Origin of the sequence: Xanthomonas indica, from assembly GCF_040529045.1 — a bacterium.
Taxonomy (GTDB): Bacteria; Pseudomonadota; Gammaproteobacteria; order Xanthomonadales; family Xanthomonadaceae; genus Xanthomonas_A; species Xanthomonas_A indica.
Window position 1 is genome coordinate 2,483,513 of record NZ_CP131914.1, and the last position, 23,782, is coordinate 2,507,294.

Below are 23,782 nucleotides of genomic sequence, written 5' to 3' on the forward strand. Positions count from 1 at the left end.
CCTGCGCCGCCGCCGCGAACGCGACGCCCGCGAGCAGCCAGAGGGTCACCTCGCGACCACAAGCCGCCGCTTAGGCTCTGGATTCCCCCTTCGCCTGGCCGCCGCATGTCCGCTGCCCGACACTGCCTCCATGATGCCCTCGACGCCTGCCGCCGTGGCACGCCCGCGGTCCTGGCCGTGGCGATGGCCCGCGAAGGCTCCACCTACGCGCATGCCGGGGCGATGGCCCTGTTCGGTGCCGATGGGATGCAGCAGGGTTGGCTCAGCGGCGGTTGCCTGGAGCCGGAGATCGCGCGCTGCGCCGCAGAGGCCGCCGACGCCGGTGCACCGGTGTGGATGGAGATCGACACGCGCGAGGACGAGGACCTGCTGTCCGGCTCGGCAGCCGGTTGCCGGGGGCGCCTGCACCTGGCCTTGTTGCCGCTGCACGCCTTGCCGGGTTTCGACGGGGTGGCCCAGGCCTGGCTGCAGGGCCGCGGTGGCCTGACCCTGGCGCTGGACGCCGACGGCGGCATCGTCGCCAGGGTCGCCGAGCAGGCGGCGCGGTGGTGCCTGCCGTGGCGCACGGTCTCGGCCGCGTCGCCGCGTGTCGGCGAGGTGTACGTGCCGCCTGCGCCCCGGGTCAGTGTCTTCGGCGCCGGCCCGGAAACCACCTTGCTGCTGCCCTTGCTGCGGCAGTTGGGCTGGATGACCACCCTGGTCGAGCAGCGGCCGCGCTGGTCTGGGTTGGCCGCGCTGGCCGACCGTGCCCTGGCATGCACGCCGACGCGCGCGGTGGCCGACTGTGCTGGCAGCGATGCGGCGCTGGTGATGCACCATCATTTCGAACTGGACCGCGAAGCACTGGATGCGCTGGCCGGCAGCACGATCCCGTTCGTCGGCCTGCTGGGGCCGGTGCGGCGGCGCGAGGACCTGTTCCGTTTGCTGAGCCCGGCGCAATGCGCGCAGTTGGAGCCGCGCCTGCACTCGCCGGTCGGGCTGCGCCTGGGTGGAAATGGCGCGGAGGCGATCGCACTGAGCATTGCCGCGCAATTGCAGGCCAGCCGGGCGGCGCCGCCGCGGCTGAGCGCGGTCGTGCAGGCGAGCGACAGGCCGCGGCGATCGCATCGCGATGCACTGGCGGCAGCACGGCCCTTGCTGGCCGAGGGCGGCGGCTGATGGCGCAGGCGCACGCGGCGTTGATCCTGGCGGCCGGCGCCAGCCGCCGCCTCGGCCGCGCCAAGCAGGCGCTGACCAGCGACGGCGAGCCGCTGCTGCGCAAGGTCGTGCGGCTGGCCTTGTCCACCGCGCCGGCGCGCTGCGTGGTGGTGCTGGGCGCGCAGGCCGAGGCGCTGCGCCCGCTGCTGGAGGGATTGCCGGTGGAATGCGTGCGCAATCCGGGCTGGTCCACCGGCATGGGCGGCAGCCTCGACTGCCTGCGTGCGGCGGTACGCAACGATGCCGCGATCACCCGCAGCCTGGTGCTCGGCTGCGACCAGCCGGCACTGGCCGCGGCGCATCTGCACGACCTGCTGGCGGCGGCTGCGCGGGCGGCCTCCGGTTGCGCGGTCAGCGCCTACGCCGGCGTGCGCGGCATGCCAGCGGTGGTGGCGCAGCAGCGCTGGCGCACACTGCCATTGGGCGGCGACCAGGGCTTGCGCGCGTTGTTCGCTACGCTGGCGCCGGACAGCCTCGGCTGCATCGTCGCACCGGCGTTGGCCCTGGATCTGGATACGCCGGAAGATGTGCAGGCGGCGGTGGCGCGGGGGTGGCTGGATCCGTAGCGGTTGCCGTCGGGCGTGGCGTCGATTCCCGCCGGGCTTGCGGCGCATTGCGCGAAGTGCAGCCGAGCGGGGCTTCCGTCAGACGACGGTCGATGTTGGAAGGACTTTCTGCTTCGCTCGCCGTGCTGAGGTCGCCTCTCACGCCGCCGGAAGCCCATTGTAGGAGCGGCTTCAGCCGCGACCGGCGTTAACGGGGATGCCTGTCGCGGCTGAAGCCGCTTGTGTCTTATGAGGGTCTATCGTTATAGGTGAGAGCGGAGTGCGGCAGGCCGTTTAGCCGCAGTGCCAAGCAAGCACGAGTAGGAGTCAGCGCCGCCGCACTCCGTACTCCTGCCTCACAAGCCCGAACAGTTGCCCGAGTCGCGAACTCGAACTCCACAAGCATGGGCATCGGCAGGAGTGCTCTCACCCCTGAGTCTACTGCGGAGAACGTCTATGCGACGCTTTGTCGGGATCGATGTTGCCAAGGCCGAACTGGTCATTCATGTCCTGCCGGAGGGCCACACCTGGACCCAGCCGAATACCGCACAGGAGCGGCGTGCGCTGGCCCAGCGCCTGACGGGGCTGGACTGCGAGCGGATCGTGCTGGAAGCCAGTGGTGGCTATGAACATGCCCTGCTGCGAGTCCTTCGGGAGGCGGACCTGCCCGCGGCAAGGGTGGCCGCCGATCGTCCGCGGGACCTGGCCAAGGCCCTTGGCCTGCACGCCAAGACCGACGCCCTGGACGCGCGCCTGTTGGCCATCGCCGCCCAGCACATCCCGGCCACACCCACAGCCGTACTACCCGAGCATCTTCAGTCCCTGCGCGAATTGCTGGACCTACGCGACACTCTGGTCGGCCAGCGTGATGCCCATCGGCGGCGGCTGGAGCACATCACCAGCCCCGAGGTGCAAGGCCACTGCCAAGAGGTGATCGCCCTACTGAACCAGAAGATCCAGGCGTTGACGCGGCAGATCGAGCAGCAGGCTACGACCTGCTCCACCCTGCCGAAGGTGCCCGGACTTGGCGCGATCCTGCGCGCGGTCCTGGCCGCACGGCTGCCGGAACTGGGCACGTTACCGCCGCGCAAGCTCGCTGCTCTGGTCGGGCTAGCCCCGTTCAATCGCGACAGCGGCCGCTGGCAGGGCCAGCGTCGCATCAAAGGCGGACGGGCCGAGATCCGACGCGTGCTGTACATGGCCACCTGGGCCAGCATCCGCGCCAAATCCCCCTTGGCCAAGACCTATGCCCGCCTGCGTGCGGCCGGCAAACCAGCCAAGGTCGCCATCGTCGCCTGCATGCACAAGTTCCTGCGCTGGCTCAACGCGATTGCGCGTGATCAGGCAGCGTATGCCCCTCCTGCCATCGCGGCTGCATGACAGTTGACTCCTACGAGGGGGAAGGGTGCACGGCGCGTTTCTGGAGCGCGACGCTGCAGGGGCGCCCGCGCTCAGCCGATCAGCTTGTCCGGCGTAATCGGCAGGTCGCGGATGCGCTTGCCGGTGGCGTGGAATACGGCGTTGGCGATGGCTGCGGGAATGCCCACCATGCCCAGTTCGCCCATGCCCTTGACCCCGAGCGGGTTGACGATGGTGTCGTCCTCTTCGACGAACATGGTCTGGATCTCGTGCACGTCGGCGTTGACCGGCACGTGATAGTCGGCCAGCGAGGCGTTGAGCATACGCCCGTAGCGATGGTCGATCTCGGTGCCTTCGCTGAGCGCCATGCCGATGCCCATCACCACGCCGCCGATTTCCTGGCTGTGCGAGGTCAGCGGATTCATGATCTTGCCGCAGGCGGTGGCCTCGATGACCCGCGTCACCTGCACCATGCCGGTATCCGGATCGACCTTGACCTCGATGAACTGCGCGCCGTGGGCGGCGGTTGCGTACTGTTTGCGCTCGGCCGAGGGCTTGGATTCGTGCACCACCTCCAGTTCCTGCAGGCCGTGCTGACGCATCAGCTTGGCGACCTCCAGGCCGGCCTCGGGCTTGCCGGCCGGGCGCAGCCGGCCATCGACCAGTTCCACCGCATCCACGTCCAGCCCACTGAACGCGGTCTGCCCATCCTGCCTGGCCAGCTCCAGCAGCTTGCCGCGGATCTCGCGCGCCGCGCCGTGGATCGCGCTGCCGACGCTGGCGGTGGTCCACGAGCCGCCCTGCGCCGGCGCCTTGGGCAGGCGCGTGTCGCCGAGTTCGAACTGCACGCGCTTGGCGTCGATGCCCAGATACTCGGCGGCGATCAGGGTCATCACCGTGTAGGTGCCGGGGCCGATGTCGGCGGTGGCACTGCCGACCCGTGCGCTGCCGTCGGCCTTCAGCACGACCCGCGCCAGCGCCGGCATCTGCATGGCCGCCCAGGTGCCGGTGGCCATGCCCCAGCCGACCAGCAGGCGGCCGTCGCGCATGGAGCGCGGCTCATGCGAACGCTTGCTCCAGCCGAAGGTCTCGGCGGCGAGCGCGTAGCACTCGCGCAGCGCCTTGCTCGAGAACGGCTTGCCGCTTTCCGGGTCGGTCTCGGCGTAGTTGGCCAGGCGCAGCTGCAAGGGGTCCATCTTCAGCGCATAGGCCAGTTCGTCCATCGCACACTCGATGCCGAACATCTGGCTGATGGTGCCGGGCGCACGCATCGCCTGCGGTGTCGGCAGGTCGGTCTCCACCACCTCGAAGCGATCCTCCACGTTGGGACAGGCGTACAGCGAGCGCGCATTGCGGAAGATGGCCTCGTTGAACGCCTCGATGCGCGAGGTGTTGAGCACGTGCCGGTAGCGGATCGCCTGCAGCGTGCCGGCCGCATCGGCGCCCAGGCCCAGTTCCACGCGATAGTACGGACGGTAACCGTGGCCGCTGAACATCTGCCGCCGCGTGTAGACGATTTTTACCGGCAGCCCGACCGCCTTGGACACCGCGCCGAGCAGGAAGGTGTAGTAGTTCGGGCGCAGGCACGAGCCGAACGCGCCGCCGACGAACAGCGACACCACATTGACCTTGTCCACCGGAATGCCGAAGTAGCCGGCCAACTGCTCGCGGTCCTGGTAGACGTTCTGGCTCTTGTTGACCACGGTCAGGGTGTCGCCGATCCAGTAGCCGATGCCGCCGTGCGGTTCCATCGGATTGTGATGCTCGACCGGCATCGTGTAGGCGGCTTCCAGCTTCACCGGGGCGGCGGCGAACGCGGCGGCGGGGTTGCCGCGCGGTTTCGGCGAGTCTTCCGGGGTCGGATCGTGCGCCTGGTCGAGCAGCCCGTCGAAATCCGTGTGCGCGGTCTCGGCGGCATACTCCACCTGGATCAGCCGCGATGCGTGCCGCGCCTGCTCGAAGGTGGTGGCCACCACCACCGCGATCGGCTGCGCGTTGAAATGGATGCGGTCGTCGACCAGGGCGCGGAACGACAGGTCCTCGCCCTTCTTCTTGACCGCGTCGGAGACCGGCTTGATCGCATTGAGGTGGGTCAGCACCTTGATCACGCCCGGCGCGGCCTCGGCGGCGCGGGTGTCGAGGCGCACGATGCGGCCCTTGGCGATGGTGCTGGTGAGGATGTAGCCGTGGACCAGGTGCGGGATCTGGAATTCCGCCGCATAACGGGCCTTGCCCGTGACCTTGGCGTAGCCGTCGACGCGGCGCATTTCCTTGCCGATGTAGTTCATTGCCGGTTCTCCGGTTTGGCCGCTCACGCGGCGTCGCTGCCGCTGGCGCGGTGCAGGGCGCGGATCATCGCGTGCGTGCCCATCGGGATCTTGTAGGCGTTGTGCGTCAGCGGCCGCGCCGAGGCCATCTCGGCCTGCGCGGCGGCGGCGAAGGCGGCTTCACCGACATGCCGCCCGACCAGCGCACGTTCGGCGGTGCGCGCGCGCCAGGGTTTGTGCGCCACCCCGCCCATGGCGATGCGCGCTTCGCGGATGCGTCCATCCGGTTCCAGCGCCAGCGCCGCGGCCACCGAGACCAGCGCGAACGCATAGCTGGCCCGGTCGCGCACCTTCAGGTAGTGGCTGTGCGCGGCGAAGTTCTGCGCCGGCAGGGTGATCGACTCGATCAACTCGCCGTGCGCCAACTGGTTGTCCAGGTCGGCGCGCGCGTCGGGCAGCAGGTGGAACTCGGCGAACGGGATCTCGCGGTGTGCGCCGGCCGGCGTGCGCACGTGCACGGTCGCGTCCAGCGCGGCCAGCGCCACGCACATGTCCGACGGATGCACCGCCACGCAGTGCGGGCTGTGGCCGAAGATCGCGTGGGTACGGTTGAGCCCTTCGCGCGCGCCGCAGCCGCTGCCGGGTTCGCGCTTGTTGCAGGGCAGGGCGGTGTCGTAGAAGTAGCCGCAGCGCGTGCGCTGCAGCAGGTTGCCGCCGTTGCTGGCCATGTTGCGCAATTGCATCGTCGCCCCGGCCAGGATCGCCTGGCTCAGCAGCGGATAGCGTTGGCGCACCAGCGGATGGTTGGCGGTCTGGGTGTTGTTGGCGAGTGCGCCCAGGCGCAGGCCGCCGTCGGCGGTTTCGGCGATCTCGGCCAGGCCCTTGAGCCGGGTCAGGTCGACGATCTCGTCGGCGCCGGTCACCCCTTCCTTCATCAGGTCGAGCAGATTGGTGCCGCCGCCGAGGAAGCGCGCGTTCGGGTTGGCGGCGACGCGGCGGACCGCGTCCTCCGGCGAGGTGGCGCGCTGATACTTAAACGGCGTCATCCGCCACCTCCTTGGCCATCTTCAGGGCGGTCAGTTCGGACTGGTCGACATAGCGCCAGGTCAGCGGCCGTGGGGCGCCGCCGCTGTGCACGTCCTGGATGGCGGCGACGATCTTTGGGTAGGCGCCGCAGCGGCAGATGTTGCCGCTCATCCGCTCGCGCACCTCGGCGTCGCTGAGTTCGGTGACCGGCCGGCTGACGTCGGCGCTGACATGGCTGGCGTCGCCGCGCTTGATCTCGTTCAGCAGGGCCACGGCCGAGCAGATCTGCCCAGGCGTGCAATAGCCGCACTGGAACCCGTCGTGCTGCACGAACGCAGCCTGCATCGGATGCAGCCGTTCGCCGTCGGCCAGGCCTTCGATGGTGGTGATCTGCGCGTCTTCGGCCTGTGCGGCCAGGGTCAGGCAGGACAGGCGCCGCTCGCCGTCGACGATCACCGTGCAGGCGCCGCACTGGCCGTGGTCGCAACCCTTCTTGGTGCCGGTCAGCGCCAGGTGTTCGCGCAGCGCATCCAGCAGGGTGGTCCGTGGGTCCAACTGCAACGCGTGGCGCTGGCCGTTGACCTCCAGGATCACCGGCAACGCATTCTGCGGCGGCGCGGCCTTGGCAACCGGCGCGGCGAATGCGGCCTCGCTGAAGAGGATCTGCCCGCCCGCGCTGCTCAGGCCGGCAGCCGAGAGCAGGGCAATGAATTCGCGGCGCGAGAGGCCATTGATGCCGAGCCGGCGTGCGAGTGCGGCCTCGTCCTCGCTCAGCGGGGTATCGGGCGCGCTGTCGGCGGTGCCGGACGCGGCCTCGGAACGGCGGGGGTCATGCTGCATCGGTCTCTCCTGCCTGGGGACCGCCACCATGCGCGCCGTGGCGCGGCATGGAGCGAATCGACCTGGGTAGCGGCGCCGCCATCGCGACGCCGGCGTAGGGGCGCGCATCGGCACCCGAGCGCCAGCATCGCGGCGATACCGCGAAGGGATTGCGAAGAGATCGCGAAGGCAGGGTGTCGAGGCAGTGATGCGGTCAGACGGATTCTGGGGACCGGAACGGCGCACATGCGTGGCGTCGAGCGCATCTGCAGGAGCGGTCACCGCCGCGACAGGCATCGATCGCGCCTGTCGCGGCGGACGCCGTGCCACGCGCCGTGGCGATGGCAGCACATGCGTGTGCCACCGTGCGGGCGCTACCAGCGGTACGCCACCGACAGCTGGTACTGGCGGCCGGCGATCGGGCGGCCCATGAACACGCCCCCGGTGGCCGCACCGGGCACACGCACATTGCCCTCGGTCAGGCCCAGGGTGTCGGTCACGTTGCTGCCGCTGACGGTGAACTCCCAGTGCTCGCCGCTGTGCAGGCTGGCGCCGAGATCGAGCATGTCGTAGGACGGAAGGCGCTGGCTGTTGGCCAGGTCGGCGTAGCGCTCGCCGATGTAGGAGTAGGTGGCGAACACGCGCAGATCGCCGAACGGCAGCATCCAGTAGTAGCTCGGCGTCAGCCGGAACTGGCGCTTGGGCTGGCGCATGACCTGGTTGCCGGTGTACTCGCGGTAGTTGCGGTATTTCGCATCCAGCCACACGCCGGTGCCGGCCAGCTCGAAGCCGCCGAACGGGCGGATCGCGCCTTCCACCTCCAGGCCGTAGGCGCGCGAATCGCCGACCGTGGTGAAGTTGCTGCCGTTGGCCAGGAAGGCCTGGAACGGCGAATTCTTGAAGGTGTTGTAGAACGCGGTCAGGTACAGATCGTAATTGGCCGCACCCGACTTCAATCCCAGTTCGTACTGCCGGATGTCCTGCACCTTGGTCTGTCTATCGCGCAGGTTGTCGAAGCCGGGGAACTTGACCCCGGAATTGACGCGCGCGAATACGCTGTTGTGCGCGTCGAGCTTGACGTTCAATCCGGCGGTCCACGACAGCGCATTGTCGTCCTGGTCGATGCGCCGCGCGCTCGGCAGCGAGATCGAAGTGGCGTTGTCGTACAGCGTGGCCGGATTGCCGTCCAGGTCCACGGTGGCGGTGTCGTGCACGGTGCCGGTGACATGCTGACGCTCGTAGCGCACACCCAGGTCCAGGCGCAGGCGCTCGTCCAGTTCCCATTCGTCGGCGACGAACACCGCGGCGTTCTCGCCTTCGTAGTGCGCCCGCAGGGCCAGGAAGGCGGTGCTGGTGAAGCCGTCGCGGGTGGGCTGGCGGCCGTCGTCCAGCGTCACGTCGATGCGCCGCGCATGGTTGCGCGCGGTCAGCAGCATGGTGTTGCCGAGGTACCAGGTGTCGTTGGAGGTATACCTGGCGTAGTAGCTGCCTACGGTGAGGGTGTTGCCGGCGAACAGCGTGCGGCTCAGGCGCAGGTCGTTGGTGAAGGAGTTCAGGCGCTTGTCCACCGACCACCAGCCGGCTTCCAGCACCTGCTGGTTCGGATCGACCGCACCGCCGCCATTGGTGTAGCGCGCGCTGCCGGTACTGCCGTAGCCGGCGATGAAGTCGCCCAGTCGCTGCGGCGCGTCGCCGGTGAACAGCGCATAGGTCGGCGCGGTACCGCCCATCACGTTGAAGCGGTCGGCGATGGTCCAGTCGCCCAGCTGCCAGTTCAGCTCGCCGCCGAACACGTCGATGTTGACGCCGCGGCCGTCTCCCAGGTCGCGCCGGATGGTCTGGCCGTTCGGGCCGACCGGCAGGGTGACGTTGCGGAAATCGTCGCTCAGCAGCGTGCCGCGCTGCGCATTGAGGCCGGGAAAGCTGGACAGGTCGCGGCCGTTGTTGCGCGACAACAGCGGGATCGCGGTGTAGAAGGCGTTGTTGTCGTCGGTGTGGCGCGCATAGAACGACAGTTCGCCGCTGTCCCAGCGCTTGCTCAGGGTGGCGCTGAACTGGCCGCCCTTGTCGGCGGGGAACTGCGGGTCGCGCACGCCGTCGGTCTCGCGGAAGAAACCCCCGACGCTGTAGTACCAGCCATTGCCCATCGGCCCGCTGTCGAACAGATCGATGCGGCGCAGGGCGTCGCTGCCGCCGGTGAGGCGCACGCTGCCTTCCGGCTCGTCCTGGCCCTTCTTCTGGATGAAGTTGACGGTGATGCCGGCCTGGCCGTTGGAGAAGATCGGACTGGAGCCGCCGCGCAGCACCTCCATGCGTTCGATGGTGTCGTCGGTGCGGAACAGCGTGGAGTTTTCCAGGAACGACAGGGTCGGCGGCGGGAACAGCGGTGCGCCGTCGAGCTGGAAGGTGACGAACGGCGCATCGCCTTCGGACGGCATGCCGCGCACGAAGATGTTGGCGCCGGTGCCGCCGCCGCTGGGTTCGGCCCACACCCCGGGCACGATCTTCAGCAGGTCGGCGCTGCTCTGTGGCACCGCCTGCTGGATCTGTTCGGGCGTGGCGGTGGTGATCGAGAAGCTCGCATCGCGCTTGCGCAGGCCGCTGAAGCGCGCAGTGCCGCTGACGACCACGGCATCCAGGGTGGTGGCGTCGGGTTGCGCGGCAGGCGCAGCGGGGGCACCGGCGGTCTGCGCCAGCGCGGGGGGCGCGAGCAGGGCGGCGGCGACGGACAGGGGCAGCAGCTGGCGGAGCGGGGCAAATTGCATGAAGAATCTCTCCTTTCTTCATCCGGAACGGTCGGCCGGCAGGCGGTACGCGCGTGCAGCGCGTGGCCACGTCGCAGCGGCCGCGACGGCGCGAGACAGGGGGCAACGCGCGGCGCTCTTTGTACCCCCGTCCAGCGAGCGGGCTGTTGTGCAGCGCGGTACGTGCCGGGTTTGCGTGACAGGTTGCCCACGCAGGCCGCCATCGCACGGCCATGCACGGCCTGCGCTGCGCGATGCGGTGTCGCGCGACCAGGGCAGGCGCGGTGGCGCGGATGCCTCTGGCAGACGCGCCGTCGCCATCGTCGCCACGCCGCACTTGCTATGGTCGCGCGCGTATTTCCAGGAGCGTCCTGCAATGAAGAACTGGTTGTTCCTGCTGGTGGCCATCCTCGCCGAGGTGGTCGCGACCTCGGCGCTGAAGGCCAGCGAGGGCTTCACCCGGCTGTGGCCGACGCTGCTGGCGCTGTGCGGCTATGGCATCGCCTTCTACCTGCTGTCGCTGACCCTGCGCAGCGTGCCGGTGGGCGTGGCCTATGCGCTCTGGTCGGGCATCGGCATCGTGTTGATCTCGCTGCTGGCGTGGTGGCGGTTCGGCCAGGCGCTGGATCCGCCGGCGATCGTCGGCATGGCGCTGATCGTCGCTGGCGTGGTGGTGATCAACGTGTTCTCGCGCAGCGCGCCGCATTAGCCAAAGAAAAGGCCGCCCGAAGGCGGCCTCCTCACGCTGCGGCGAGCGCGCCCGGTCAGAAGAACAGGCGCACGCCGAACGAGGCGCTGCGGCCGGGCAGCATGACGTCGTCCTTGAGGAACGAGGTGTGCACGCGCGCATCCTGGTTGGTCAGGTTGTTGCCGTCCAGGAACACTTCCCAGGCGGTGCTGCCGCTGTCGATGTGATAGGCCAGGTGCGCATCGACCAGGGTGTAGCCGGCGGTCGGGGTCTCGTTGACCGCCACCTTGTCCTGCTTCTGGTAGCGGGTGGCGCCCAGCGCGGCGCGCCAGTTGCTGGCGTCCCAGCGCAGCTGCGCGCCGTAGCGCGCCGGCGCGATGCGCGGCAGGTTGCCGCCGTCCTTTAGCCGCGCACGCACGGTGTCGCCGAACACGCGCAGGTCCCAGGCGCCGCTGTCGTTGTTGGCCAGGTGGAAGGTGGCTTCGCCCTCGAAGCCGTGGAAGATCGCATCGGCCTGGGTCCACTGGCGGATCGGCAGGAAGTCGTTGTCTTCCTCGTGGTACCACTGGCCGCCGGTGTCGACGATGTAGATGAAGTCGTCGTAGCGGTTGTAGTAGCCGGCCACCTTGGCGTCGACCCAGTCGTTCTTGAAGATCAGGCCCAGTTCGGCCTGGTTGGCCTTCTCGGTCTTCAGGTCGGGGTTGCCGATCTCGTAGGCGAGGGTGGCGATGTGCGGGCCGTTGGCGAACAGTTCTTCCTCGGCCGGGGCGCGCTCGGCGTGGTCGAGGTTGGCGGTCAGGCGCCACTGGTCGTTGAAGCGGAAGCCGCCGCTGAGCGACAGGCTCTTCGGGGTGAAGTCGCGGTCCACGCCGGTGTCGGTCTCGTACTTGGTCTTGTCCACGCGTGCGCCGACCTCGGCCTGCACGCGGTCCCAGCTGTTGCGCGCCAGCGCGAACACGCCGAGGGCGCGGGTGTCGGTCTTCGGCACGAAGGCTTCTTCGCCGATGGCCTGGAAGGTGGAATCGCTGCCCTGCACGCCGACCGCGGTCTGCCAGCCGCCGCCCAAACCGAAGGAGGCCTCCACGCGGCCTTCGTTGGCGCGCTTGTCGAACTTGGTGCCCACTTCCGCGCCTTCGAACTCGGTGTGGGTGTAGGCGGTGTGGCCGAAGCTGTAGTGCAGCGCGCTGCCGTCGCCCCACGGGTCGTTCAGCGCGCCCTTGAGCTCGAAACGGTCCTGGTGCAGCTGCAGCGACACGCCGCGCTCGCCGGCAGCCGGGTCGCCGGGTTCGCCCGGGTTGCCGTAGTTGTCGCGGAAGCGCGAGATTGACACGCCGACGAAGCCCCAGTCGCCGGCCAGCGAGCTGCCGATCGAGCCGACCTTGGACTTGACGAACGAGTTGAGCTGCGGGCCCTGCGGCGTGTCGTAGTCCTTCAGGTTGCGATACACGCCATCGGCGTGGATCGACAGGCCGCTGCCGTTGCCGGCATCGACGCGGAACATGTCGGTGTTGCCGCTCTTGTCGCCGCCTTCCCAGCGCGCTTCGGCACGGCCGTGCACGCCGTCGACCGGGGTCTCGGCGATGCGCCCGTCGACCACGTTGACCACGCCGCCGATGGCGCCGGAGCCGTACAGGAGGGTGGACGGACCCTTCAGCACCTCGATCTGGTCGGCCAGGAACGGCTCCACTGCCGGCGAATGGTCCTGGCTGACCGTGGACACGTCCTGCGAGGACAGGCCGTCGTTGAGCACCGCCACGCGCGGGCCGTCGAGGCCGCGGATGATCGGCCGGCCCACGCCGGGGCCGAAGTTGGAGCTCTGCACGCCCGGCAGGCTGGCCACGGTCTCGCCGATGCTGGCGCCGCGGTTTTCGTCCAGGCGCTCGCCGGCCAGCACGTCCACCGGCTGGCTCAGCGCGCCGGCCGCATCGCGCAGCGGGCTGGCGGTGACGACGACCTGGTCCATGTCCTTCACGTGCCGGTCCTGCCTGTGGCCCGCGCCGTGGCGACTGTCGCTGGCCGGCGGCGTGGCGTCGGCCGCGGCGGTCGCCGTGGTGGGATCGGCGGCCAGGGCCAGCGACGGGTTCAACAGGCCAAGCAGGGCCAGGGACAGGGCGGAACGGCGGAGCAGGGCGGGACGGTGAGAGGGCATGGGCATTCCATCAGGAGGGACAGTCGGGGCGACGTGCGCGCTGCCGACACCGCACAGCGGCGGTGGACGGTCGGGGAAGGGGCACGGGACGCGCTGGTCGCCGGCGGCCGAATGTTATATTATTCCGTAACACTTTCAACCCGTGCCGCTCGTCATGTCCTCACCGTTCGATCTGCGCGCCACGCTCGACCGCCTCGGCGCCACCGGTTCGCTGCTGTGCGCGGTGCATTGCGCGGTGCTGCCGCTGGCGCTGGCGGTGCTGCCGTCGCTGGGTCTGGCGATGTGGCTGGGCGAGGGCGTGGAGCGCAGCCTGGTGCTGTTCGTGACCTGCCTGGGGCTGTTCAGTCTGGTGCTCGGTTATCGCCGGCACCGCGCCTGGCAGGCGCTGGGCCTGCTGGTGCTCGGCCTGCTGGCGCTGTGGGCCGGCCTGTTGGTGCCGGCGCTGCACCACGCGGTGGCGCCGCACGCGGCGATCATGACCTTCGGCGGCACCCTGGTCGGCCTTGCCCACCTGCTCAACCTGCGCCTCAATCACGGCCACGTGCACGACGCAAGCTGCGCCCACTGAGCGCACGTGGTAGGCTTGCCGCCCTTGCGCGAGGGCGCCGACCGCGTTGGCCTCGCCAAACCCCGTGCGTCGCGCGGGGGTTTTCGCACATACATTCAGGAGTCGATGAGCATGGGTAAGGGTGACCGCAAGACCGCCAAGGGCAAGCGCTATAACGCCAGCTACGGCAATGCGCGCTCGCACAGCGTGAGCAAGGTGGCCGTGGGCGCTGGTGCGCCGGTCGCGAAGAAGTCGGTGGTCAAGGCGCCTGCGGCCAAGAAGGCCGTGGCCAAGAAGACGGTCGCCAAGGCCGGCTGAGCCAGCCACCGGTTGCGACGAAGAACGCGGCGCTTGCGCCGCGTTTTTTTATGTCTGTTTTTTGCTGCCCGGCCGCCGCCAGGCAGCGGCCTTGCGAAAGCGGGAGTGGCGGCGGCGCGCTTGCCGATCGCGCAAGCGCAGGGGATGCGCCGGCAATCTAGTGTGGGCGTGGCGCGGTCGGGCCCTCGTCGCGGTCGTCGTGGTCGCTGCCGGCCAGATCGGCGACCAGCGAGGTCGGCGCTTCCTCTTCGGCGGGCGGCGCCGACGCCGGCGGCGGTGCCACCAGCAACAGCTCGGCCAGGCCGCGATAGATCGGCGTGCGGCACACCAGCGCCGAGGCGCCGCGGGCGATCAGCACCGTGGCCAGGATCGGCAGCAGCATGTCGCTGCTGTCGGTGAGTTCCAGCGAGATCACCGCCGAGGTCAGTGGCGCCTGGGTCACCCCGGTGAGATAGGCGCACATGCCCAGCAGCACGAAGATGCGCGGGTCCACGCCCGGCATCAGCACGGCCAGGTTGTGGCCGAGCCCGGCGCCGACCGCCAGCGCCGGCGAGAACAGGCCGCCGGGGATGCCGGCGACGTAGGAGACCAGGTTCGCCAGCAGCTTCATCAGGCCGAACTCGTGGCCGACGCTGGCGTGCCCCTGCACCAGGCTGCGCGCCTGCTCGTAGCCGGTGCCGAATGCGCCGGCGCCGAAGATCAGGCCCAGCAGCACCAACGCCAGGCCGCACAGCGCGGCCAGCAGCACCGGCTGCCGCCGGCGCAGGTCGCCCAGCCAGCGCGGCCGGCCGGCGGCGCTGGCCAGCACCATGCGCGAGAAGGCGCCGCCGAGCAGGCCGGCGACCACGCCGCACAGCAGGATCGCCAGCCACGCCTTGCCCAGCGGCAGGCCGGCGGTGGCGACCCGGCCGAAGTAGGTGTAGTCGCCGAGCAGGCCCAGCGAGATCACGCCGCCGACGATCACCGCGGTCAGCAACGTGCCGGAGAAGTGGTGCTCGAAGCGCCCGCTCAATTCCTCGATGGCGAACACCACGCCGGCCAGCGGCGTGTTGAACGCGGCGGCGATGCCGGCGGCGCCGCCGGCCAGCAGGAAATGGCTGGCCTGGCGCGCGTCGCGGAAGCCGAACCAGCGCCCGAACACGTACATCAGGCTGGCGCCGACGTGCACGGTCGGGCCTTCGCGGCCGATCGAGGCGCCGCCGAACAGGGCCATGGTGGTCAGCATCAGCTTGCCGGCGGACACGCGCAGCGACAGGTTGGATTGGCGGAAGCCGTCGTCGGTGCGGTCCAGCGCGGCGATCACCTGCGGAATGCCGCTGCCGCGGGTGGGACGCAGCGCGCCGTTGGTCAGCCAGGCGAGCAGGGCGAACACGCTCGGGGTCAGCAGCAGCGCCCACCACGGCGAATGCGCGGTGATGCGCTGGAACACGTGGAAGGCGGCGTCGCTGGCCTTGGCGAAGACGATGGATACCAGTGCCACCGCCACCGCGCCGCCCCACAGCACGGCGCGCTGCTTCCAGCTCTCCTGCGAGATCAGTTGGCGCAGGCGCGGTGGTTGCGCGGAGTCGGGCGAGTGCATGCGGCCATTGTCGCACGCGTTGCCCCGGGCGGGCGTCGGCGCGCCGACGCCGTTGCCCTGGCGCTTAGGGCGAGTCACCCATTCCCGAGTATGCCGCGCCGCGGTTGCGCGCGCCTGTGGCCGCGTCATCGCTCGGGGATGGGTGGCCCGCCCTAGCGCAGCGCCGGCAACAGGGCCTGCGGATCGCCGTCGTTGGGCGCGGCGGGGATGCCGAGCAGGCGGGTCAGCAAGGGATAGACGTCGACGTTGTCGATCGGCGGCAGGGTGACACCGCGGCGGAACGCCGGACCGCGGGCGACGAACACCGCGCGCATCGACGGCAGCGCCGGGTCGTAGCCGTGCGAACCGCGCAGGCCGCGCGGCTTCTCGGCGATGCGTGCACGCGGTAGCGCATCCCAGCCCTCGTGCATCTGGCACACGATCGGCGGGATGCGCGGGTTGCTGCCGTAATGCCAACGCGCCGGCAGCTCGCCCTTGCGCCAGCAGTCGTACTGCGGGTGCGCGCCGAGCAGCCGCGCCTCGGCCGCGGCCTCCTGGCCCGGGCGCGGGGCGATGCCCACCGATTGCCCGTAGCTGATCACCGTGGCCTGTTGCGGCGATACCATCTCCTCCACCGCCAGCACCTGCCTGGGCGGCACCGCGGCCATGCCGTGGTCGGACACCAGCACCAGGTTGATGTGGTCCAGTTCGCCACGCTGCGCCAGGCCGTCGAGCAGATGCCCGATCGCGGCATCGATGCTGGCGATGGCCTGCGCGTATTCCCGCGACTCCGGGCCGTGGTCGTGGCCGGCTTCGTCCACCTGTTCGAAGTACAGCGTCAGCAGCTGCGGCCGCGTCGCGCTGGCATCGTCCAGCCAGCCCATTACCTGATCGACCCGCGCGTTCGGCGGCATGTCCGCGTCGAAGGTCTGGCGGCGGCTGGGGCGCACGCCCTGGATGGCCGCCTCGCTGCCCGGCCAGGCCCAGGTCGCCGCGTGCAGGCCCGCCTTCTCGACGCCGACCCAGATCGGTTCGCCACCCCACCAGCGGCCATCGCCGACCGCGGCGCGATCGCTGATCTGGAACGTGCCCAGTACCGGGTCCTGCATGCTGTTGTGGACGATGCCGTGATGGTCCGGACGCAGGCCGGTGGCGATGGTGTAGTGGTTGGGGAAGGTCAGCGACGGATACGAGGGCGTCATCCACTGCGCACGCACGCCGTCGTGGACCAGGCGGCTCAGGTTCGGGGCGATGCCGCGATCGAGCATGTCCGCGCGCAGGCCGTCGATCGAGATCAACAGCACCGGCGTGGGCAGCGCCGCCGGCGCGGCGGCGCTGGCCGCGGCAGTCGCATGCGGGGGCGTGGAGGGGGCGGAGGCGCAGGCACCGAGCAGCAGGGTGGCGCAGACGAGCGTGGAGCGCAGGACGGAGGACATCATCGCCGCATCATAAAGCGCGCACGGTGACGTGGCGAAGACAGCGCCCGCCGCGCGCCCATCGGCTGGCGAATGCGGCAAGGCCACGGCGTTGGCGGCAGGCCCACCGCGTGCCGCGGCGCTCAGCCGAACAGGGAGGCCATCGTGCCGGTGGCCGCGCCGCCGCCGTCGCGCCGCTCCAGCGCCAGCAGTGCGGCCTTGGTCGGCAGGCCGCCGCCGAAGCCGGTCAGTGCGCCGTTGGCGCCGATCACCCGATGGCAGGGCAGCACGATCGGCAGCGGGTTGCGGCCGTTGGCGGCGCCCACCGCACGCACCGCACGCGGCTGGCCGAGGTGCTGCGCCAACTGCGCGTAGCTCCAGGTCGCGCCGAACGGGATTTCGGCCAACGCCAGCCATACCCGCCGCTGGAACTCGGTGCCGTGCGGGGCCAGCGGCAGGTCGAAGCGCTCGCGCTCGCCGGCGAAGTAGGCCAGCAACTGCTCGCGCGCGGCGCGCACCGGGGCCGGATCGTGCACCCAGTCGGCACGGCCGCGGGCGTCGTAGCGGTTCTCCGGGAACAGGATGTGGCGCACGCCATCGGCGCCGACGGCGACGGTCAGCTCGCCGATCGGCGTGGCGAAGCGGTCGTAGGACAGCGGGGACGTGGTCATGCGCGGGTCTCCTCGGGAGGATCGTTGGCCAGGTGCCACAGGTGCAGCACCGCATAGGCGCGCCAGGGCCGCCAGGCCTGCGCGCGCGTCTCGGTGGCGCGTTCGCTCAGGCGCGCGCCGCCTTCGCCGAGCATGCGTTGCAGCACTAAGTCGCCGGCGGGGAAGGCGTCGGGCTGGCCGAGCGCGCGCAGGGCGATGTATTGCGCGGTCCAGGCACCGATGCCGGGCAAGGTGATGGCGTGGGCAACGAAGTCGTCCAGGCGCTGGCCGGCGCGGAAGGACAGGCGGCCGTCCAGCACCGCCTGCGCCAGCGCACGGATCGTCGCCGCCCGCGAGCGCGGCAGGCCGATCGCTTCCAGCGGCGCGTCGCGCAGCGCCTGCGGGGTCGGGAAGGCGCGATCCAGCCCCGGCGGCTGGCCGGGCCGCGCGGCGCCATGGCGATCGACCAGGCGCGCGGCCAGGGTCGCGGCGCCGGCCACGCTGACCTGCTGGCCGAGTACCGCGCGCACCGCCACTTCGAAGCCGTCCCAGCCGCCCGGCACGCGCAGCCCGGGGCGCCGGGCGACGGCCCGCGCCAGCAGCGGATCCTCGCCGAGCGTGGCGTGCACCGCGCGCAGGTCGGCATCCAGGTCGAACACGCGGCGCACCCGGCGCACGATGTCGGGAATGGTGCGCGGATCGGCCGCGGCGATGTGCAGGCGCAGTTCGTGGCGCTGCGGATCGGCTTCGACACGGATGCGGGTGGAGGCCGCGCAGGGACCGAGCACGCGTTCGTAGCTGGTTTCGCCGATGCGCTCGATGCCGGGGATCGCGCGCTTGCGCAGGAACGCCAGCATCGCCGGGAAGTCCAGCGGCGGCCGATAGCCCAGGCGCAGCACCAGGTCGCCGCCGGGGCTCTCGGCGCGCTGCTTGCGGATCGCCGAGGGCGGCATGCCGCAGCCGTCGAGGAAGGCGGCGTTGAAGCGGCGCAGGCTGTTGAAGCCGGCCGCCAGCGCCACCTGGGTGATCGGCAGTGCGGTCTCGGTCAGCAGTTGCTTGGCCAGCAACAGGCGCCGGGTGGCGTGCACCGCCGCCGGGGTGGCGCCGAGCTGGGCGACGAACAGGCGCTGCAGCTGGCGCGCGCTGATCCCCAGTTCGGCGGCGAGCGCGGCGACACTGGCGTCCTGCAGGGCGCCGTCGGCGATCAGCGCCAGCGCACGCCGCACGACCTCTTCGCCCAGGTGCTGCTGCGCCTCCGGCGACAGTTCGGGGCGGCAGCGCAGGCACGGCCGGTAGCCCGCCGCAGCAGCCGCAGCCGCGCTGGGGTAGTAGCGCACGTTGCTGCGCTTGGGCGGCGGCGCCGGGCACACCGGCCGGCAGTAGATGCCGGTGCTGCGCACGGCGGTGAAGAACACGCCGTCGAAGCGCGCATCGCGCGACTGGCGGGCGCGGTCGTAGAGGGCGTGGTCGGTGGCAGCGAGGGCGGGCATGGCGCCAGTCTAGTCGGCCCCGGCACGGCGCACTGGCCGTTTTCGGACAGCAATGCCGCCGCGTGCGCGTGGCCGCGGCGCCCGCGGTTTAGGCGCAGTTGGGGAGGCTCCGCGCTGCCGCACTAGACTAGGTCCACGGGCGCCCGGCGCCTGGCTTTTTCGTGTTCGCCCTGGATCCCTGTTTGGCCGCTCCGTTCAGACTCTGCTGGTTGTCGCTGTGTTGCCTGGGCCTGTTGGCCTGCGGGCAGCAGCCGGCGTCGGCGCCGCGGACCGTCGCCGACAGCCCCTCCGCCGACGGCGAGCACATGGTCTCGATCGGCGCACCGCCGGCACCGCCGCCGCATGCGGTCGCGCCCAAGCACGATCCGCAAGCCTGGGACGAGGCCACCCTGGAAAACGGCGAGGCCTTCATCAGCTGCGATACCGACTATGCCGACGAGGCCGGCGACGGCCAGCCGCTGGCCGGGCTGGACCGGCCAGCGGTGGAAGCTGCGCTGGCGCCGTGCCGCGAGCGCGGGCTGATGCGGGTGCGCTATGTCGGCAAGATCAACGCCGGCTTCGCCGAGCTGGTGCGACGGCTGGCCGAGGTGGCCAGACAGACCGGCATCGGCAAGCGCGTGCTCGACCTCGATTCCAGCGGCGGCCAGGTCGAGGCGGCGATTCGCGCCGGCGACGCCATCGGCGAATCCGGCTGGACCGTGTGGGTGCGCGAGGGCTCGGTCTGCCACAGCGCCTGCGTGTTCGTGCTGGCCGCCGGCGACAACCGGCTGATCTCCGGCAAGGTCGGCATCCACCGAATGATGCGGATCAGTTCCACCGCGACCTCGCGCGCCGAACTCAACCGTGAACTGCAGGAGGTCTATGGCAACGTCAAGGACTACCTGGAGCGCAACGGCGTGGCGGTGGCGGTGGCGGATCTGATGATGACCGTGCCCAACCGCAGCCTGCGCCTGCTCAGCAACGACGAACTCAAGCAGTACGGGCTCGATGGCACCAACGCGGTGCAGGACGATCTGGAGCGCATCAAGCAATTGCGCAAGTGCGGCGACGACTTCGTGCGGCGCAAGGATGCGTTCCTGGTCGCCTTCGACCAGGAGTGCAAGACCAGGAATGACGTGGATCTGGAGAGCCTGACCGCCTGCGGCCAGGCGCTGAAGCAGCGCTTCGGGTTCCCGGACCAGGCCTGCCCGATGGAAAGCCCGCTGTCGGAGATCGACGTGGCGACCCTGCCGCTGGCCTCGCCCGGGGCCTGAACGGCGGCTGCGGCGCGTTCCGCGCGTTCACGTGGCGCGCATCGACACGGGACTAGCGTCGCCGCATCACCACCCCGGAGCGCGCGCATGGCCGCCGGAACCCACTTGATGCTGCGGCTGTATCTGCCCCCGGCGTTGCTGGCGCTGGGTGGCTTCGTGATCGCCGAAGTGCTGCTGCACTTCGCCAATGGCCTGCATGCGCCCTGGCTGGCGCGGACCGGCTCGCTGCTGAGCCTGTTCGGCCTGCTCGCGGCCACTGCCTGGGCGCTGTGGGCCAGCTGGCGCGCCTGGCACCGCCAGCGCTACGCCACCGCGGCCGCGGTGGTGGCGAGCGAGGAAACGCCGTAGCGCCGCTGCGTCGGTCCGTCATGGCGGCGTAGACTGCGGCCCTCGCCACCGCCGCCGCCGAGCGATGTCCTTGCCCACGTCCGTCCCGTTCCGCTTTCCTGTCGTCCTGCTGGCCTTGATGGCCGGCGCCGCCTCCGCGCAAACCGCGTCCCCGGCACCGTCGTCCGCACCCACGCCGACGCCGACGACTGCCCCGCCAGCGGCCCCCGCCGCACCCGCCGGCGCTCCCGCGGCGACAGCGAAGCCGGCGCCGCGCCATGCCGGCACCGCGACCCCCGCCCCCGGACCGCTGGCCAAGCAGGATGCGCAGATGGCCCAGGCCGGGCTGCGCGCCGCGCAGCTGGTCGACGCCGGGCGCACTGGCGAACTGTGGGACGGCGCCTCGGCGGTGGCGAAGAAGGCGGTGACGCGTGCCGTGTTCGTGCGCGAGATCGACGCCGCGCGTGCACGGCTGGGCGCGCTGCTCGGCCGCGGCGTGGCCAGTGTGGCGCGGGTGCAGTACGCCGCCGGCTCGCAGGTGCCGCCGGGCACCTACGTCAACATCAGCTTCCCCAGCCGCTTCGCCAACGCGCCGCAGCCGGTGCGCGAGCTGGTGTCCTTGCGGTTGGACGAGGACAAGACCTGGCGCCTGGTCGGTTATCACGTCGCCATGCCCGATTGAGCGGCATGCTGCGCGCCGTCTTCCCTTTCCCGACGAGGCTCCGATGCCCACCGAAATCCGCATGCTGGCCTGGGCGATCCTGCTCGGGATCGTGCAATTGCTGCTCGCGTCCGCCTTCGTCACCGCGCAGCGCGGCTTGAAGTGGAACGCCGGCGCACGCGATGCGCCGCAGCCGCCGCCGGCCGGCGTGGCGGGGCGCCTGGATCGCGCCCTGCGCAACTTCCTGGAGACCTTCCCGTTTTTCGCCGCCGCGGCGGTGGCGGTGGCGGCACTGGGCAAGGGCGATGCGCACACCGCGCTGTCGGCGCAGATTTATGTGTGGGCGCGGGTGGCCTACGTGCCGCTGTACGCGGCCGGCGTGCCGTACGTGCGCAGCCTGGTCTGGGTGGTGTCGCTGTGGGCGATCCTGCAACTGGTGTGGGCCTTGCTCTGAACCTCGCAGGCTGCGACCGATCGTCGCAGCGCTGATCCAGATCAAGGACGCGGTGCGCGGCGGTCGTATCCTGGCCGGGTCCGATCACGGAGTTGCCGCATGCAAGTGGATATCGCCATCGTCGGGGCCGGTCCTGCCGGCCTGTGCTTCGCCCGCTCGCTGGCCGGCAGCGGCCTGTCGCTGGCGCTGATCGAGCCGCAGCCGCGCGCGGCGCTGGCCGAGGCCGCCTTCGACGGCCGCGAGATCGCCCTGACCCATGCCTCGCGGGCGCTGCTGGAGCAGCTGGACCTGTGGGCGCGGATCGACCCGCAGGCGATCGCGCCGCTGCGCGATGCGCGGGTGATGAACGGCTCCTCGCCGTTCGCGCTGACCTTCGCGGCGGGCGAGGGCAGCCGTGGCGACCTGGGCTGGCTGGTGCCCAATCACCTGATCCGCCGCGCCGCGTTCGCCGCGGTGCAGGACCAGCCAGGCCTGACGTTGCTCGACGGGGTTTCGGTGCAGGCGCTGCGCCGCGACGCGCGCCAGGCGCAGCTGCAGCTTTCCGACGGGCGCAGCGTGGCTGCGCGGCTGGTGGTGGCGGCCGACAGTCGTTTTTCCAGCACCCGCCGCATGAGCGGCATTGGCGCGCAGTTGCGCGATTTCGGCCGCACCATGCTGGTATGCCGGGTGCGCCATGCGCGTCCGCACCATCAGACCGCCTGGGAGTGGTTCGGCTACGGCCGCACCATGGCGTTGCTGCCGCTGCACGGCAACGCCGCGTCGGCGGTGCTGACCCTGCCGCCGGAGCGCGCGCAGGCGCTGTTGCAGATGGACGAGGCGGCGTTGGGGGCGGAGATCAGCGCCTGCTTCGAGCACCGCCTGGGCGCGATGACCCCGCTGGTGCGGCCGCAGGCCTATCCGCTGGTGGCGGTATATGCACAGCGCTTCGTCGCCGAGCGCTATGCCTTGATCGGCGATGCCGCGGTGGGCATGCATCCGGTGACCGCGCACGGCTTCAACTTCGGCCTGCAGAGCCAGGCGCGGCTGGCCCGCGCGCTGCACCAGGCGGTGGCACGCGGTGGCGACATCGCCGCGCCCGCGCTGCTGGCCGGCTACCAGCGCGGGCACCGCCTGGCCACGCGCCCGCTGTACGAGGCGACCAATGCGATCGCCGCGCTGTACACCGACGACCGCCTGCCGGCGCGCGCCCTGCGCAGTGCCGCGTTGCGCGTGGCCGACCGGGTCGCGCCGTTCAAGCGCGCGATCGCCGCGCACCTGACCCAGCGCGTGGCGGCCATGGCGCGCTGAGGTCAGGCCGCGGCGAGCGGAGCGACGCGTCGGCGCGTGCGCTGTGGTGGTTGTCGCGCGGGCTGAGCCTGTCGTACGCGTCCTCGTAGGAGCGGCTTCAGCCGCGACCACGCTTTACCAGGAAAGCCCGGTCGCGGCTGAAGCCGCTCCTACGAGGGTGGAGGCATGCCTCCTGGGTCCGGCAACCTCAGGGTGAACGCGGTTGCGCCGCACCGGCGACGAGTTGGGCGAGGGCGCTTTGCAGGTCGCCCGAGCGCTGCGCCGCTTCGATCGGGGCGATGGCCCAGGCGCAGCCGGCGTGGCGCAGGTGCTGGCGCCAGTCGCCGGGCCAGGCCTCCAGTTCGTCCAGCGCCAGGTGGATGGAGCCGCCGCGCTCGCCATGCCCGCCACAGATGGATTGGCCCAGGCAGAACGGACGCGCCGCGTCCGGATCGAGCTGCACGATGTATACGTCGTGCCGCGGATGTGCCGCGGACGGCGCGATGTTGCGGGCGCCGAGCTCGATCAGCATCGTCCGGCGCCCCGCGTTGCCCGGCAGCGTCGGCCAGCAAGTGGCAGGCCGCGCACGCCGACGCCGGTCATGCCTTGCCGAGCACCTGCACCTGCACGTCGCCCAACTGCACCACCTGGCCCGCGCGCACCTTGCAGGCCTTGCGCAGCTCGACCTCGCCGTCCACGCGCACCTGACCTTCGCTGATCACGGCCTTGGCCGCGCCGCCGCTGTCGCACAGGCCGGTCAGTTTCAACAGGTGCTTGAGTTCCACGTAGTCGCTTTCTAGCTGGAGATCGATGGTCTGCATTGGGGGCTGCTCGGAAATCGGTGCCCATTGTCGGTCATTCGCGGCAAAACGCCCACCATGTCGATCGTCCGAGCGCATCTGCCGCGGCGGTTGGCCGCGGCGTCGGGACGCCTGTGGCCGGCCGCAACGGCGGTGGCCGGCAGTGCGGAGCGGGTCACGCCTGAACGGTGCCGTTCACCTGATTTCGACATGCGGCCCGGCAGAGCGCACAATAGGGGCTTCTTTGCG

22 protein-coding genes are annotated in these 23,782 nt (G+C 70.8%); 11 read left to right on the forward strand and 11 right to left on the reverse strand.

Annotation, left to right across the window (positions count from 1 at the left end; all coding sequences use genetic code 11):
• Positions 1-183 precede the first annotated feature (183 nt).
• From Q7W82_RS10730 to Q7W82_RS10740, 3 genes are all read left to right on the forward strand, one after another.
• Complete coding sequence (locus tag Q7W82_RS10730; RefSeq protein WP_242156943.1) at positions 184-1,158, forward strand: XdhC family protein; 975 nt, start codon at positions 184-186, stop codon at positions 1,156-1,158.
• Complete coding sequence (locus tag Q7W82_RS10735; protein WP_242156952.1) at positions 1,158-1,763, forward strand: nucleotidyltransferase family protein; 606 nt, start codon at positions 1,158-1,160, stop codon at positions 1,761-1,763. Before Q7W82_RS10730 ends, Q7W82_RS10735 begins: the two co-directional genes overlap by 1 nt.
• 435 nt (positions 1,764-2,198) lie before the next feature.
• The gene (locus Q7W82_RS10740) at positions 2,199-3,122 is read left to right on the forward strand and encodes an IS110 family transposase (RefSeq protein WP_242161605.1); all 924 of its coding nucleotides are present in this window, start codon (positions 2,199-2,201) and stop codon (positions 3,120-3,122) included.
• Positions 3,123-3,193: 71 nt separating this feature from the next.
• Here Q7W82_RS10740 and Q7W82_RS10745 read toward each other — a convergent pair whose 3' ends face one another.
• The 4 genes from Q7W82_RS10745 to Q7W82_RS10760 form a co-directional block, all read right to left on the reverse strand.
• On the reverse strand, positions 3,194-5,389 hold the full coding sequence (locus Q7W82_RS10745; protein ID WP_242159756.1) for a xanthine dehydrogenase family protein molybdopterin-binding subunit: 2,196 nt from the start codon (positions 5,387-5,389) through the stop codon (positions 3,194-3,196).
• Between the two features lie 23 nt (positions 5,390-5,412).
• Positions 5,413-6,414 (reverse strand): xanthine dehydrogenase family protein subunit M, encoded by a 1,002-nt coding sequence (locus Q7W82_RS10750; RefSeq protein WP_242159757.1) that lies wholly within the window; start codon positions 6,412-6,414, stop codon positions 5,413-5,415.
• Complete coding sequence (locus Q7W82_RS10755; RefSeq protein WP_242159758.1) at positions 6,401-7,234, reverse strand: 2Fe-2S iron-sulfur cluster-binding protein; 834 nt, start codon at positions 7,232-7,234, stop codon at positions 6,401-6,403. Before Q7W82_RS10755 ends, Q7W82_RS10750 begins: the two co-directional genes overlap by 14 nt.
• Before the next feature lie 353 nt (positions 7,235-7,587).
• Positions 7,588-9,978, reverse strand: a complete 2,391-nt coding sequence (locus tag Q7W82_RS10760; RefSeq protein ID WP_242159759.1) for a TonB-dependent receptor — start codon at positions 9,976-9,978, stop codon at positions 7,588-7,590.
• A gap of 355 nt (positions 9,979-10,333) precedes the next feature.
• On the opposite strand from Q7W82_RS10760, the gene Q7W82_RS10765 reads away from it, so the two are divergent.
• Complete coding sequence (locus Q7W82_RS10765) at positions 10,334-10,666, forward strand: SMR family transporter (protein WP_010343489.1); 333 nt, start codon at positions 10,334-10,336, stop codon at positions 10,664-10,666.
• A gap of 55 nt (positions 10,667-10,721) precedes the next feature.
• Here Q7W82_RS10765 and Q7W82_RS10770 read toward each other — a convergent pair whose 3' ends face one another.
• Complete coding sequence (locus Q7W82_RS10770; RefSeq protein WP_242159760.1) at positions 10,722-12,794, reverse strand: TonB-dependent receptor; 2,073 nt, start codon at positions 12,792-12,794, stop codon at positions 10,722-10,724.
• A 154-nt stretch (positions 12,795-12,948) separates the two neighbouring features.
• On the opposite strand from Q7W82_RS10770, the gene Q7W82_RS10775 reads away from it, so the two are divergent.
• A complete protein-coding gene (locus Q7W82_RS10775) occupies positions 12,949-13,362 on the forward strand; it encodes a MerC domain-containing protein (protein WP_160948185.1) in 414 nt (137 codons plus the stop codon).
• A gap of 111 nt (positions 13,363-13,473) precedes the next feature.
• Positions 13,474-13,659, forward strand: a complete 186-nt coding sequence (locus Q7W82_RS10780) for a 30S ribosomal protein THX (protein WP_160948184.1) — start codon at positions 13,474-13,476, stop codon at positions 13,657-13,659.
• Between the two features lie 157 nt (positions 13,660-13,816).
• On the opposite strand, the gene Q7W82_RS10785 is transcribed toward Q7W82_RS10780, so the two are convergent.
• The 4 genes from Q7W82_RS10785 to Q7W82_RS10800 all read right to left on the reverse strand — a co-directional run bounded on the left by Q7W82_RS10785 (position 13,817) and on the right by Q7W82_RS10800 (position 18,772).
• On the reverse strand, positions 13,817-15,238 hold the full coding sequence (locus Q7W82_RS10785; protein WP_242159761.1) for a chloride channel protein: 1,422 nt from the start codon (positions 15,236-15,238) through the stop codon (positions 13,817-13,819).
• A gap of 152 nt (positions 15,239-15,390) precedes the next feature.
• Positions 15,391-16,653: an ectonucleotide pyrophosphatase/phosphodiesterase gene (locus Q7W82_RS10790; RefSeq protein ID WP_242159938.1), complete on the reverse strand. Its 1,263-nt coding sequence runs from the start codon at positions 16,651-16,653 to the stop codon at positions 15,391-15,393.
• Between the two features lie 122 nt (positions 16,654-16,775).
• The gene (locus tag Q7W82_RS10795) at positions 16,776-17,303 is read right to left on the reverse strand and encodes a methylated-DNA--[protein]-cysteine S-methyltransferase (RefSeq protein WP_242159762.1); all 528 of its coding nucleotides are present in this window, start codon (positions 17,301-17,303) and stop codon (positions 16,776-16,778) included.
• Positions 17,300-18,772 carry a DNA-3-methyladenine glycosylase 2 gene (locus Q7W82_RS10800; protein WP_242159763.1) on the reverse strand — a complete coding sequence of 491 codons (1,473 nt, stop codon included), beginning with the start codon at positions 18,770-18,772 and terminating at the stop codon, positions 17,300-17,302. Before Q7W82_RS10800 ends, Q7W82_RS10795 begins: the two co-directional genes overlap by 4 nt.
• Before the next feature lie 224 nt (positions 18,773-18,996).
• Here Q7W82_RS10800 and Q7W82_RS10805 point away from each other — a divergent pair, with 224 nt between their 5' ends.
• The 5 genes from Q7W82_RS10805 to ubiM all read left to right on the forward strand — a co-directional run bounded on the left by Q7W82_RS10805 (position 18,997) and on the right by ubiM (position 22,754).
• Positions 18,997-20,025, forward strand: a complete 1,029-nt coding sequence (locus Q7W82_RS10805; protein WP_242159939.1) for a hypothetical protein — start codon at positions 18,997-18,999, stop codon at positions 20,023-20,025.
• Positions 20,026-20,112: 87 nt separating this feature from the next.
• Positions 20,113-20,373, forward strand: a complete 261-nt coding sequence (locus Q7W82_RS10810; RefSeq protein ID WP_242159764.1) for a hypothetical protein — start codon at positions 20,113-20,115, stop codon at positions 20,371-20,373.
• Positions 20,374-20,491: 118 nt separating this feature from the next.
• On the forward strand, positions 20,492-21,034 hold the full coding sequence (locus tag Q7W82_RS10815; protein ID WP_242159940.1) for a DUF4019 domain-containing protein: 543 nt from the start codon (positions 20,492-20,494) through the stop codon (positions 21,032-21,034).
• Positions 21,035-21,077: 43 nt separating this feature from the next.
• Positions 21,078-21,467, forward strand: coding sequence for an MAPEG family protein (locus Q7W82_RS10820; protein ID WP_242159765.1), 390 nt, complete (start codon positions 21,078-21,080; stop codon positions 21,465-21,467).
• Positions 21,468-21,566: 99 nt separating this feature from the next.
• A complete protein-coding gene (gene ubiM, locus Q7W82_RS10825; RefSeq protein WP_242159766.1) occupies positions 21,567-22,754 on the forward strand; it encodes a 5-demethoxyubiquinol-8 5-hydroxylase UbiM in 1,188 nt (395 codons plus the stop codon).
• 187 nt (positions 22,755-22,941) lie between these two features.
• Here ubiM and Q7W82_RS10830 read toward each other — a convergent pair whose 3' ends face one another.
• Both Q7W82_RS10830 and Q7W82_RS10835 read right to left on the reverse strand, forming a co-directional pair.
• On the reverse strand, positions 22,942-23,265 hold the full coding sequence (locus tag Q7W82_RS10830; RefSeq protein WP_242159767.1) for a hypothetical protein: 324 nt from the start codon (positions 23,263-23,265) through the stop codon (positions 22,942-22,944).
• 67 nt (positions 23,266-23,332) lie between these two features.
• A complete protein-coding gene (locus Q7W82_RS10835; RefSeq protein WP_017909138.1) occupies positions 23,333-23,554 on the reverse strand; it encodes an RNA-binding S4 domain-containing protein in 222 nt (73 codons plus the stop codon).
• Positions 23,555-23,782: the final 228 nt, after the last annotated feature.